The sequence below is a fragment of the Streptomyces sp. WELS2 genome (genome assembly GCF_013870595.1).
Lineage (GTDB): Bacteria > Actinomycetota > Actinomycetes > Streptomycetales > Streptomycetaceae > Streptomyces.
On record NZ_JACBWZ010000133.1, the window covers coordinates 1 to 11,666 of the forward strand.

The 11,666-nt window shown below is 72.4% G+C and carries 8 protein-coding genes; 2 read left to right on the plus strand and 6 right to left on the minus strand.

Annotated elements, in window-relative coordinates:
- Nucleotides 1-138 precede the first annotated feature (138 nt).
- The 3 genes from H5J33_RS11325 to H5J33_RS11335 form a co-directional block, all read right to left on the minus strand.
- The gene (locus H5J33_RS11325) at nucleotides 139-3,858 is read right to left on the minus strand and encodes an ABC transporter ATP-binding protein (protein WP_181794767.1); all 3,720 of its coding nucleotides are present in this window, start codon (nucleotides 3,856-3,858) and stop codon (nucleotides 139-141) included.
- A gap of 143 nt (nucleotides 3,859-4,001) precedes the next feature.
- The gene (locus H5J33_RS11330) at nucleotides 4,002-5,027 is read right to left on the minus strand and encodes an esterase-like activity of phytase family protein (protein ID WP_181794768.1); all 1,026 of its coding nucleotides are present in this window, start codon (nucleotides 5,025-5,027) and stop codon (nucleotides 4,002-4,004) included.
- A 53-nt stretch (nucleotides 5,028-5,080) separates the two neighbouring features.
- Nucleotides 5,081-6,004, minus strand: coding sequence for a serine hydrolase (locus H5J33_RS11335; protein WP_181794769.1), 924 nt, complete (start codon nucleotides 6,002-6,004; stop codon nucleotides 5,081-5,083).
- Nucleotides 6,005-6,282: 278 nt separating this feature from the next.
- Here H5J33_RS11335 and H5J33_RS11340 point away from each other — a divergent pair, with 278 nt between their 5' ends.
- On the plus strand, nucleotides 6,283-6,639 hold the full coding sequence (locus tag H5J33_RS11340) for a peptidase inhibitor family I36 protein (protein ID WP_181794770.1): 357 nt from the start codon (nucleotides 6,283-6,285) through the stop codon (nucleotides 6,637-6,639).
- 139 nt (nucleotides 6,640-6,778) lie between these two features.
- Here H5J33_RS11340 and H5J33_RS11345 read toward each other — a convergent pair whose 3' ends face one another.
- The 3 genes from H5J33_RS11345 to H5J33_RS11355 are packed head-to-tail and all read right to left on the minus strand — an operon-like array spanning nucleotide 6,779 to nucleotide 10,957.
- Complete coding sequence (locus tag H5J33_RS11345; protein WP_181794771.1) at nucleotides 6,779-8,464, minus strand: thiamine pyrophosphate-binding protein; 1,686 nt, start codon at nucleotides 8,462-8,464, stop codon at nucleotides 6,779-6,781.
- Nucleotides 8,461-9,441, minus strand: a complete 981-nt coding sequence (gene speB, locus H5J33_RS11350; protein ID WP_181794772.1) for an agmatinase — start codon at nucleotides 9,439-9,441, stop codon at nucleotides 8,461-8,463. The genes H5J33_RS11345 and speB overlap by 4 nt, the downstream gene beginning before the upstream one ends.
- A 55-nt stretch (nucleotides 9,442-9,496) precedes the next feature.
- Nucleotides 9,497-10,957, minus strand: coding sequence for a sodium:solute symporter (locus H5J33_RS11355; protein WP_181794773.1), 1,461 nt, complete (start codon nucleotides 10,955-10,957; stop codon nucleotides 9,497-9,499).
- A gap of 174 nt (nucleotides 10,958-11,131) precedes the next feature.
- On the opposite strand from H5J33_RS11355, the gene H5J33_RS11360 reads away from it, so the two are divergent.
- Nucleotides 11,132-11,666 (plus strand): PucR family transcriptional regulator ligand-binding domain-containing protein (locus H5J33_RS11360; protein ID WP_181794774.1); only part of this gene is annotated, 535 nt, incomplete at its 3' end.

The window sequence follows — 11,666 nt, forward strand, 5'->3', positions numbered from 1 at the left end:
GCCGCCGGCGTATCGCACCACTGTCCACTTCGTCCTCCCCGTACCCGGTCACACTCCCCTGTCTCCGTACTGTTGTACGGACGCAGGGGTATGCCGGATGGTTGCACGATCGTCAGCCAAACGATGCGGCGGGGGGCCTCAACGGGCCGCGCCGACCGGCTCCTCCGGCTCCGGCCGGCCGACGAAGGTCCGCCACAGCTCGGCGTACCGGCCGCCGCGGGCCAGCAGCTCCTCGTGGGTGCCGTCCTCGGCGATCCGGCCGTGGTCCATCAGCACCACCCGGTCGGCACGGGCCGCGGTGGTCAGCCGGTGGGCCACCACCAGCGTGGTACGGCGGCCCGCCAGCCGGTCGGTGGCCTGGTTGACCTGGGCCTCGGTGGCCAGGTCCAGGGCGGCCGTGGCCTCGTCCAGCAGCAGGATGTCCGGGTCGACCAGCTCGGCGCGGGCCAGGGCGATCAGCTGGCGCTGGCCCGCCGAGAGGTTACGGCCGCGCTCGGCCACCCGGTGCAAGTAGCCGCCCGGCAGCCGGGCGATCATCTCGTGCGCGCCGACCGCCCGGGCCGCCGCCTCCACCTCGGCGTCGGTGGCGTCGGGCCGGCCGTAGGCGATGGCGTCGCGGACGGTGCCCGGGAAGAGGTACGCCTCCTGCGGCACCACACCGAGCCGGTGCCGGTACGAGGTGAGGTCCAGGGCGCGCAGGTCCGTGCCGTCGACCGTGACCCGCCCGGCGGTCGGGTCGTAGAACCGCGCGACCATCTTGACCAGCGTCGACTTCCCGGCGCCCGTCTCGCCGACGAAGGCGACCGTCTGCCCGGCCGGGATCGTCAGGTCGATGCCGGTGAGGGCCTCCTCCTCGTCGCCGTAGGCGAACCGGACGCCCTCGAAGGCGATGTCGCCGCGCAGCGAGAGCACCTCGAGCGGGGCCTCGGCGCTCTTCGTGGACGTCGGCTCGCGCAGCAGCTCCTGGATGCGGCCCAGCGAGACCGTGGCCTGCTGGTAGCCGTCGAAGACCTGGGAGAGCTGCTGGACGGGCGCGAAGAACAGGTCGATGTAGAGCAGGTAGGCCACCAGGGCGCCGGTGGTCAGCGTGGCCGCCTCCACCCGGCCCGCGCCCGCGATCAGCACGGACGCCGCCGCGACCGACGACAGCAGCTGCACGAACGGGAAGTACACCGATATCAGCCACTGGCCGCGGATGCGGGCGTGCCGGTACTCGGCGCTGCGCTCGGCGAACCGCCGGCCGCCGTCCCGCTCCCGCCGGAAGGCCTGCACGATCCGCAGTCCGGCCACCGTCTCCTGGAGGTCGGCGTTGACCGCGGAGACGCGTTCGCGGGCCAGTTCGTACGCCTTCACGCTGGCCCGGCGGAAGAAGAAGGTGGCCACGGCCAGCGGGGGCAGGGTGGCGAAGACGACGAGCGCGAGCTGCACATCGAGGACCAGCAGGGCGACCATGATGCCGAAGAAGGTGACGACCGAGACGAACGCGGTGACCAGGCCCGTCTGGAGGAAGGTCGACAGGGCGTCGACGTCCGTGGTCATCCGCGTCATGATGCGGCCGGTCAGCTCGCGCTCGTAGTAGTCCAGGCCGAGCCGCTGGAGCTGCGCGAAGATCTTCAGCCGCAGGGTGTAGAGCACGCGCTCGCCGGTGCGGCCGGTCATCCGGGTCTCGGCGATCTGCGCGGCCCACTGCACCAGCACGGTCAGCAGGGCGAGCAGGGAGGCCGACCACACCGCGCCGATCGCCATCCGGGTCACGCCGGAGTCGATGCCGTGCCGGATCAGCACCGGCAGCAGCAGGCCGGCGCCCGCGTCCACGGCGACCAGTGCCAGGCTGATCATGAGCGGCGGCCAGAAGCCGCGCAGCAGGCGGCGCAGGCCGTAGGAGTCCTCGGGCAGCGTCGCGCGGCCCTCGTCGATGTCCGGGGTGTCGGTGGCCGGGGGCAGCGCCTCGACCTGGGCGAGCAGCTCGGGGGTGGCCGGGGAGCCGGAGAGCGCCTGGTCCTTCGGTTCGCGGTCGCCGGTCCACAGCCGGGGGGTCACACCCCGCTCGGCGTCGAACTCGGCGTCCAGCTCGTCGCGGACGGAGGTGTCCTCGGCGGGCGTGGCCGGGCGGGCGTGGCCCGGGGAGACACCGCCCAGCTCGTCCGGGTCGGTGAGCAGCCGGCGGTAGAGGGCCGAGCGTTCCTGGAGCTCGTCGTGGGTGCCGATGTCGGCGAGCCGGCCGCCGTCCAGCACGGCGATGCGGTCGGCGAGGTTCAGGGTGGAGCGGCGGTGCGCGATGAGCAGGGTGGTGCGGCCCCGCATCACCTGGCTCAGCGCCTCGTGGATCTCGTGCTCCACCCGGGCGTCGACGGCCGAGGTGGCGTCGTCCAGGACCAGCAGGCGGGGGTCGGTGAGCAGGGCGCGGGCGAGCGCGAGGCGCTGGCGCTGGCCGCCGGAGAGGGTCAGGCCGTGTTCGCCGACCTTGGTGTCGTAGCCGTCCGGCAGCTCGCTGATGAAACGGTCCGCCTGGGCGGCGCGGGCGGCGGCCTCGATCTCCTCGTCGGTGGCGTCCGGGCGGCCGTAGGCGATGTTGTCGCGGACGGTGTCGGAGAAGAGGAACGAATCTTCGGGCACGAGTCCGATCGCGGCCCGCAGCGAGTCCAGGGTCAGCTCGCGCACGTCGTGGCCGCCGATCAGGACGGCGCCCCGGTGGACGTCGTAGAAGCGCGGCAGGAGCAGCGAGAGGGTGGACTTGCCGGAGCCCGAGGAGCCGACGACGGCCAGGGTCTCGCCGGGCCGGATCTCGAAGCTGATCCCCTGAAGGACCGGGCGCTTCTCGTCGTAGCCGAAGCTCACGTCGTCGAACTCGACGGTCGCGGGCGCGTCGGCGGGCAGCTCCTTGGTGCCGTCCTTCAGGGCCGGCTCGGTGTCGATCAGCTCCAGTACGCGCTCGGTGCCCGCGCGGGCCTGCTGGCCGACCGTGAGGACCATGGCGAGCATCCGGACCGGGCCGACCAGCTGGGCCAGGTAGGTGGAGAAGGCCACGAAGGTGCCGAGCGTGATGTGGCCGTGCACGGCGAGCCAGCCGCCGAGGGCCAGCATGGCGACCTGGCCGAGCGCCGGGACGGCCTGGAGGGCCGGGGTGTACCTGCTGTTCAGGCGGATCGTGCGCAGCCGGCCCGCGAACAGCCGGCGGCCGACCTCGCGGAGCTTGTTGGTCTCCTGCTCCTCCTGGCCGAAGCCCTTGACCACGCGCACCCCGCTGACCGCGCCGTCGACCACGCCGGCCACGGCGGCGGCCTGCGCCTGGGCGTACCAGGTGGCCGGGTGCAGCCGGGTGCGGCTGCGCCGGGCGATCCAGCCGAGGGCGGGGGCGACGGCGAGGGCGACCAGGGTGAGCGGCAGCGACAGCCACGCCATGATCACCAGGGAGATCAGGAAGAGCAGGACGTTCCCGATGGTCATCGGGAGCATGAAGAGCAGGCCCTGGATCAGCTGGAGGTCGCTGGTGGCGCGGCCGACGACCTGCCCGGTGGACAGCTCGTCCTGGCGGCGGCCGTCCAGCCGGGTGATCGTGCCGTACATCTCGGTCCGCAGGTCGTGCTGGACGTCCAGGGCGAGCCGGCCGCCGTAGTAGCGGCGGATGTAGGTGAGGACGTACACGAGGACGGCGGCGCCTGTCAGGGCGCCGGCCCAGGGGGCCATGGCGCGGCTGTGGCCGCCTATGACGTCGTCGATGATCACCTTGGTGATCAGGGGGACGACGGCCGTCACCGCCATGCCGGCGAGGGAGGAGCCGAGGGCCAGGACGACGTCCTTCGGATACCGCCAGGCGTACCCCGCCAGCCGTCGTGCCCATCCCCGTTGCGCTGCCACGCCGGTGCCTTCCGTTCGCCCTGCTTTACCTCAAGGCACCAACACGGGGGGATGCGGATTTCATCCCTCCGCAACATTCCGGGGGCGGGGATCCGCCTCGCGCCCCCGGTGCCGGGCCCCCGCCGTATGAGCGGGGGCGTCCCTCAGGTACGTACCCGCAGGTAGTAGAACCGTGTCGTCTGGGCCGGGTTCTGGTTGTCGTCGCTGACCAGGAGGACCTTCAGGCGGCCCCGGGCGTCCCGGCCGGTGATCGTCATGCCCTCGATGTTGTCCAGCAGCGGGTTGGGCTGGGGCTGCCTGGCCGTGGCGCCGAGGGAGGGGCAGGCCGCGATGTCGGCGAGCAGGGTCTTGCTCACCGGCCGGACGCCGCTGCGGCCCGTGAGGTTCTCGATGCCGGAGGTGTCGGTGGCGTGGCGGGGGTCGGCGAGGTAGAGGCGGACGGTGTTGCCGACGCCCGCGGTGAAGCCGCGCTCCAGGACGAGGAGGCGGCCGTCGGGGGTGGCCTGGACCTCGGGCACGCCGAGGCCGGGGTCGGTGCGGTAGGCGTACTGGGCTGCGGGCGTGAAGCGGCCCCGGTGGCGCCGCCAGGTCTGGAAGCGGACGGTTCCGGCGGAGTCGCCCGCTATCGCGTACTCCATGGAGGCCAGCAGGGTGCGACCGCCGGGCAGCAGGGTCAGTCCCTCGAAGGTCTGGTTGGCGGTGGCCCGGCCGGCCGGGGCGACCCGGAGGTAGGCGGGCACCGGGAGGCGGTCGAGGAGGCGGCCGTCGGGGGCGTAGCGGCGGACGGACGGCTCGGTCTCGGAGGAGACCAGCCGGGTGCCGTCGCGGTCGACGGCCAGGCCCTCGGAGTCGAGGTCGGCGCCCTTCTCGTCGGCGAGGCGGACGACCCCCTCGGGCCGGAGGGTACGGGCGTCCAGCCGGAACAGCGACGAGCGGTCCCCCAGGGCCGCGAGCGAGCCGTCCCGGTCCACGGCGAGGGCGGAGAGGTTGCCGGTGTAGGTGCCCTCGTACGTCGTCTTGTCGAGCGCGTCGGAGAAGCGGTCGAGGACGGCGTACGGCGAACAGGCGTGGTCGCCCGGCGAGTGGGCGGCGGCGGGTCCGGCGGCGGTCAGCGAGGTGACCGCCGCCAGGCCGGCGGCGAGGCCGGCGCATACGGTTCTCAGGCGCATGGCCGTCACCGTAGGGCCGGCCGGTGACGTACGGGAAGCCGCCCCGTGAAGCGTCAGCCCTGCGGCGGCGCGGCGACGAACGCCTCGCGCGGCTGGCTGGTCGGGGTGAAGCGGGTGACGCCGGAGGTGGTCGGCACCAGGTCCTTGTGGATGGCCTTGGCAACGTTCTGGATGGTGGTCACGCCGTAGTTCATCGTGCTGTTGTCCTGCGTCAGCACGGTGATCACGTAGTCATGGCCGGCGCCCTTGAAGGTGCCCAGGCTGTGCACGCGCCAGCCGTGCGTGGAGCGCTGCAGCCAGCCGTTCTTGACGTGCACGGAGACGGAGGACGGCGCGCCGGCCGGGGTGCCCCAGCGCTGCGAGGAGACGACCTGCCCCATCAGCTTCTGGATGTAGTCGCGGGCGTTGTCGCTCAGCACGCTGTTCTTGGCGGTGACGAGCTGGAGCAGCTTCTGCTCGTCGTTGACGTTCTCCTGGGTCAGGCCCCAGTAGCCGCCCGTGCCCGGCACGGTCTTGGTCATGCCGGCGGCCTGGAGGAAGCCCTTGATCTTCGTCACGCCGAGCTGCTTCCAGAGCTTGCTGGTCGCGTTGTTGTCGGACTGGGTGATCATGGCCTTGGCGAGCGACTGCTCGGTGCTCGTCAGGTACCGGTTGTGCTTCTTGGCGTCCCACAGCAGCGTGGCGAGCACGGTGACCTTGACGGTGCTGGCCGAGTCGTAGGCGCTGGTGGCCCGCAGGGTGCAGGTGGTCTTGGTGCTGCGGTCGTAGAGGCCGACGGCGACGGTGCCCTTGCGGGTGGAGAGGGCGGCCGTGATGTCCTTCTTCAGCTTGGCGGCGAGGCCCGCGTTGGCCGACGTGCAGGTCACGGCCGGGGTGGCGGCGGCGGCCGGGGCGGCGGCGGTGACGGCGGGTATGAGCAGCGCGGCACTGACGACGGCCGCGAGCGCGCCGGCCCGGCCGGTGGTCCGGTGAGTCATGGAAAAAGTCCCCTTGGAGGTTCGTACGGGCGTCCCCCTGAACGCCGTTGAGCGCACCCGTGCGCTGCCTTAGTGGACTCGCCGGAACTGTCGATGGTTGCACGTGTGTTCGGAAAGGCGGAGTTGCTCACCCGCCTGGTCCTACTAGTCCCATTTCTTCCCTCACACCGGGGACTGGGACGTGACCGCCGGGCGTGTCAGGACAGGCTGCCCTCACCATGACGAAGCCCGGCGCACCGTCCTGCCGGACACCCCGACTCCCGTTACTGGAGAGCCATATGAAGCAGCTCCGCTCCTGGACGCTGGCCGCCGCCCTGGCCCTGACCGCCGTACTGCTGCCCACCCAGACCGCGACGGCCAAGGCCGCCCAGCCCTCCTGCCCCGACGGCTCCGTCTGCTTCTGGAGCGGCGAGAACTTCGGCGGCTCCTCCTGGGAGTGGACGTCCCGCAGCGGCTACCGCGACATGCCGTCGTTCCTCCACGACCACGTGGGCTCGTTCGTCTCCTCCACCCGCGCGTGTTTCATCAACTGGGGACCGGTGGAGAAGCGCGACGTCTACAACGGCGACTGGCGCTCCCGCTACCTGAGCGACTTCGGCGGCCGCATCGACGGCGTGGGCCCGGGCGGCTGCTGACCCGCGCCGTCCGCGCACCGACCTCGAGGCCTGAGGAGGCAGTTGGCTCCCTCAGGCCTCGAACTCGTACTCCAGGAGGTACGCCGAGGAGTCCAGCGTCATCTCGCTGATCCCGGCTCGGGCCGAATGCGCCCCGCGCTCAGCCCAGGTGAGTCGGTGCGAACATCCGCAGCACCGCCGGGAGTACGACCACCGACGGGCCCGGGGTGTTCAGGGCCCTCGCCAAGTCCTCTTGCAGGGTTTCCGGGGTCGTGCGCACCCCCGTGACGCCGAAGGACTCCGCCAGGGCCACGTAGTCGGGGCGGTGGAGTTCCGTGGCCGTGGGCCGGCCGAAGGCGTCCGTCATGTATTCGCGGAGGATGCCGTAGCCGCCGTCGTCGATGATCAGCCAGGTGACGGGGAGGTCGTACTGCTTGGCCGTGGCCAGTTCGGCGATGGAGTAGAGGGCTCCGCCGTCGCCGGAGACGGCCAGGACCGGGCGGGTCGGGTCGGCCGTCGCCGCGCCGAGGGCCGCCGGGAAGCCGTAACCGAGGCCGCCCGCGCCCTGGGCGGAGTGCATGAGGTTCGGGCCCTTCGCGTCGAACGCCGACCAGGCCCAGTACGCCAGGATCGTCATGTCCCAGAAGGACGGGGAGTCGGCGGGCAGGGCCCGGCGGACGGACGACAGGACCTGTCGCTCCAGGGTGAGGGCCTGCCCGTCGATGCGGGTCGCCACCTTTGCCAGCAGCTCGCGCACCCGCTCCCGTGCCGAGTCGTCCGGGCGGTCCTCCACCGTCTCCAGCAGGGCCTGGAGGGCCAGGCGGGCGTCGGCGTGGATGCCCACGGCCGGGTGGTTGGACTCCAGTTTGCCGAGGTCGGCCTCGATCTGGACGACCCGGCCCCGGGGGGCGAACGTGTGGTAGTTCGAGGAGAGTTCGCCGAGGCCCGAGCCGACCACCAGCAGGACGTCGGCTTCCTCCAGGAAGTCCGTGGTGTGGCGGTCCTCCAGCCAGGACTGGAGGGACAGCGGGTGGTTCCAGGGGAACGCGCCCTTGCCGCCGAACGTGGTGACCACCGGCGCGTTCAGCCTCTCCGCCAGCAGCCGCAGCTTCCCCGAGGCGTCCGACCGTACGACCCCGCCGCCCGCGATGATCGCCGGGCGGGTGGCGTGGGACAGCAAGTGGGCGGCCAGGGCGGTCAGTTCGGGGCGCGGGGCCAGGTCGTCCGGGGTGGCGTCCGGGGCCGTCACCACCGGCAGGGAGGTCTCCGCCAGCAGGACGTCCTGCGGGATCTCCACCCACACCGGGCCGTGCGGGGCCGTCAGCGCCGACTTCCAGGCCGCCGCGATCGCCGACGGGATCTGGGACTGGCTGCGGACCGTGTGAACCGACTTCACCACGCCCCGGAACGAGGCCGACTGGTCGGGGAGTTCGTGGAGGTAGCCCTTGCGGGCCCCGCCCAGGCCCGCGACCGGGATCTGGCTGCCGATCGCCAGCACCGGCGCGCTGGCCGCCGCCGCCTCCTGGAGCGCGGCCAGGGACGTCAGCGCACCCGGGCCCGTCGAGAGGAACAGCGGGGCCGCCTCGCCCGTGATCCTGCCGTACGCGTCGGCCGCGAAGCCCGCGTTGTTCTCCACCCGGAGGCCGACGTAGCGCAGCGAGGAGCGGCGCAGGGCGTCGAACATGCCGAGGGCGTGCTGGCCGGGCAGGCCGAAGACGGTCGTCGCGCCGAGCCCGGCCAGCGTCTCCACGACCAGGTCTCCGCCGTTGCGCCCCGGGGGCGGGTTCAGGGCGGCGGTGATCTGCGCCGGCGTCGGGCGGAGTACCAGGTCGTGGTCGTGGGTCACTTCGCTTCAGCGTCCTTCCGGGCCGCGGCGATCTGGCGGCTCATGATGGTGGTCAGTTCGTAGGCCGTGTGGGAGGCCGCGACCGAGGTGATCTCCGCGTGGTCGTACGCCGGGGCCACCTCGACCACGTCCGCCGAGACCAGGTTGCAGGACGCCAGGCCGCGCAGGATCTCCAGCAGCTCGCGGGAGGTCATGCCGCCCGCCTCGGGGGTGCCGGTGCCGGGCGCGTGCGCCGGGTCCAGGCAGTCGATGTCGATGGAGATGTACAGCGGGCGGTCTCCGATGCGCTGGCGCAGCTGGTCGGCGATCTCGTCGGCGCCGCGGCGGTAGACGTCCGCCGAGGTGACGATGCCGAAGCCCATCTTCTCGTCGTCCGTGAGGTCCTGCTTGCCGTACAGCGGGCCGCGGGTGCCGACGTGGGAGAGGGCCGAGGTGTCGAGGATGCCCTCCTCCACCGCGCGCCGGAACGGGGTGCCGTGGGTGTACTCGGCGCCGAAGTAGGTGTCCCAGGTGTCCAGGTGGGCGTCGAAGTGCAGCAGGGCCACCGGACCGTGCTTCTTCGCCACCGAGCGCAGCAGCGGCAGCGCGATGGTGTGGTCGCCGCCGAGGGTCATCAGGCGGGCGCCGGTGCCGAGCAGGTCGTCGGCGGCGGCCTCGACGGTCTCCACGGCCTCGTTGATGTTGAACGGGTTCACCGCGATGTCGCCGCCGTCGGCGACCTGCGCCAGGGCGAACGGGGAGGCGTCCTGCGCCGGGTTGTACGGGCGCAGCAGCCGGGACGCCTCGCGGATGGCGTTGCCGCCGAAGCGGGCGCCGGGCCGGTACGAGACGCCGGAGTCGAACGGCACGCCCACCACGGCCACATCGGCGGTGCCGACCTCGTCCAGGCGGGGCAGCCGGGCGAAGGTCGCGGGGCCGGCGTACCGCGGGACGCGGGAGGAGTCGACGGGGCCGCGGGGCGTCTCGTTGCTGCTCATCGTGGAATGCCTTCTTTCTCGCGCTTCGTCGCGCATGTACTGCTTTCCTGTGACTCTACTGGTGAGCCGGGACCGTTTCGGACGCAAGTTCGGGGGACCGCCCGGCGAGGCGCTCGCGCCAGACGGCGAGGACGGCCTCGTCGGTGGGCCGGGTGGCCAGGGAGACGGCGACGTAGGCCACGAGGGAGGCCGACAGGCCGTAGTAGACGGGCTCGTTGGCGAGGACGCCGTAGCCGGCCATCAGGCCGATGACGGCCAGGCCGCCGACGGCGACGGAGGCCAGCGCGCCCTGGGCCGTGCCGCGCTTCCACAGCAGGCCGCCGAGGATGGGCACCAGCAGGCCGCCGACGAGCAGGTTGTACGCCACGGTGAGCGCCTCGACCACGTCGTTCAGCGCGATCGCGGTGCCGATCACGGCGAGGCCCATGACGAGGATGAAGGCGCGGTTGCCGGCGACCTCGTCGTGCTCCTCGCCCGAGCGCCTGGCCAGGCCCCGCAGCCGGGACCAGATGTCGTTGTTGGCGACCGTGGCGCAGGCGATCAGGGCGCCGGAGGAGGTCGACATCACGGCGGCCAGGGCGGCGGCCAGCACCAGGCCGCGCACGCCGACGGGGAGTTCGTCCTTGACGATGGTGGCGAAGGCGTCGTCGGGGCTGCCCAGGTCCGGGTAGAGCACCTTGGCGGCGGTGCCGATCACCGCGCCGGCCAGGGCGTAGGCCAGGCAGTAGGTCCCGGCCACCGTGCCGCCCCAGCGGGCGGTCCGGTCGCTGCGGGCGGTGAACACGCGCTGCCAGATGTCCTGGCCGATCAGCATGCCGAACGTGTAGATCAGCACATACGTGAAGATGGTCTCGCCGCCGACGCCCAGCGGGTCGAAGTAGGAGACCGGCAGCTTCGCCCTCATCCCGGCGAAGCCGCCCGCCTTGACCACCGCGACGGGCAGCAGCAGGAGCAGGACGCCGATCGTCTTGACGACGAACTGCACCATGTCGGTCAGGGTGATGGACCACATCCCGCCGAGCGTGGAGTACGCCACCACGATCGCGCCGCCGAGGACGATCGCGACCGTGCGGTTCACGTCGAACAGCACGTCGAAGATGGTGGCGTAGGCGATGGTGGAGGTCACCGCGAGCATCAGGGTGTACGCCCACATGACCACGCCGGAGATCACGCCCGCCCGTCCGCCGTAGCGCAGGTCCAGCATCTCGGAGACGGTGTAGACCTTCAGGCGGGCGATGCGCGCGGAGAAGAACACGGACAGGGCGAGGAGCCCGAGGCCGATGGTGAAGACCATCCAGGCGCCGGACAGGCCGTACTGGTAGCCCAGCCCCACGCCGCCGATGGTGGACGCGCCGCCGAGCACGATCGCCGCCATGGTGCCGGAGTACATGGCCGGTCCCAGGCGGCGGCCCGCCACCAGGAACTCGCTCTTGGACTTGGCGCGGCGCATGCCCCACCAGCCCATCGCCAGCATGCCGGCGAGATAGACGACGATCACTGTGTAGTCGACGGCCATGGGGCGGCCCTCCTTCGCATGGTGTCCGGTGGCGTGTCGTGCGGGTCCTTCGGTTCCGTCGGCAGCGGCTCGCGGGGACATCCGCCCGTACCCGCGGCTGCCGTGCTCACTTGACAGTAGGTGGCCGGAATGCGACTGCGAAGTGTACGTTTCATCCACAGGAACGGGGGCGGGATGGAGGGTACGCACACCATGCCGGAGACGATCGGCCCGGCCCCGGCCGTACCGCCGACCCCGCCGGTGCCGCTCCAGGCGCTGCTGGCCCGGGAGGACCTCGCCCTGCGGCAGATCGCCGGGCCCGCGGACCCCGCAACCGTGATCCACGGCGCGCACACCTCGGAGATGGCCGACCCCTCCCCCTACCTGCTGGGCGGCGAGCTGCTGCTCACGGCCGGGGTGCACATCCCGGAGGCGGCGGGGCGGGGGGACTACTTCGCCGGCTACGTCTCCCGGATCGTGGTGGGGGGCGGCGCGGCGCTCGGCTTCGGGGTGGCCCCGGTGCACGACACCGTCCCGCGCGCCCTGGTCGCCGCCTGCGAGCGGCAGGGCCTGCCGCTGCTGGAGGTTCCGCCGCACACCACGTTCTCGGCCGTGGCCCGCGCGGTCTGGCAGCTGATGGCACAGGCCCGGCTGGCCGAGCTGCGCCGTGTCACCGAGGCCCAGCAGAGCCTCGCGGCGGCCGCCGCCCGCCCCGACCCCATCCCCTCGG

Bases quoted from the DNA above. Each gene is read 5' to 3' on its own strand.
- H5J33_RS11330 (WP_181794768.1), bottom strand. From the start codon at position 5,027: ATGCGCCTGAGAACCGTATGCGCCGGCCTCGCCGCCGGCCTGGCGGCG.
- H5J33_RS11335 (WP_181794769.1), bottom strand. From the start codon at position 6,004: ATGACTCACCGGACCACCGGCCGGGCCGGCGCGCTCGCGGCCGTCGTC.
- H5J33_RS11340 (WP_181794770.1), top strand. From the start codon at position 6,283: ATGAAGCAGCTCCGCTCCTGGACGCTGGCCGCCGCCCTGGCCCTGACC.
- speB (WP_181794772.1), bottom strand. From the start codon at position 9,441: ATGAGCAGCAACGAGACGCCCCGCGGCCCCGTCGACTCCTCCCGCGTC.
- H5J33_RS11355 (WP_181794773.1), bottom strand. From the start codon at position 10,957: ATGGCCGTCGACTACACAGTGATCGTCGTCTATCTCGCCGGCATGCTG.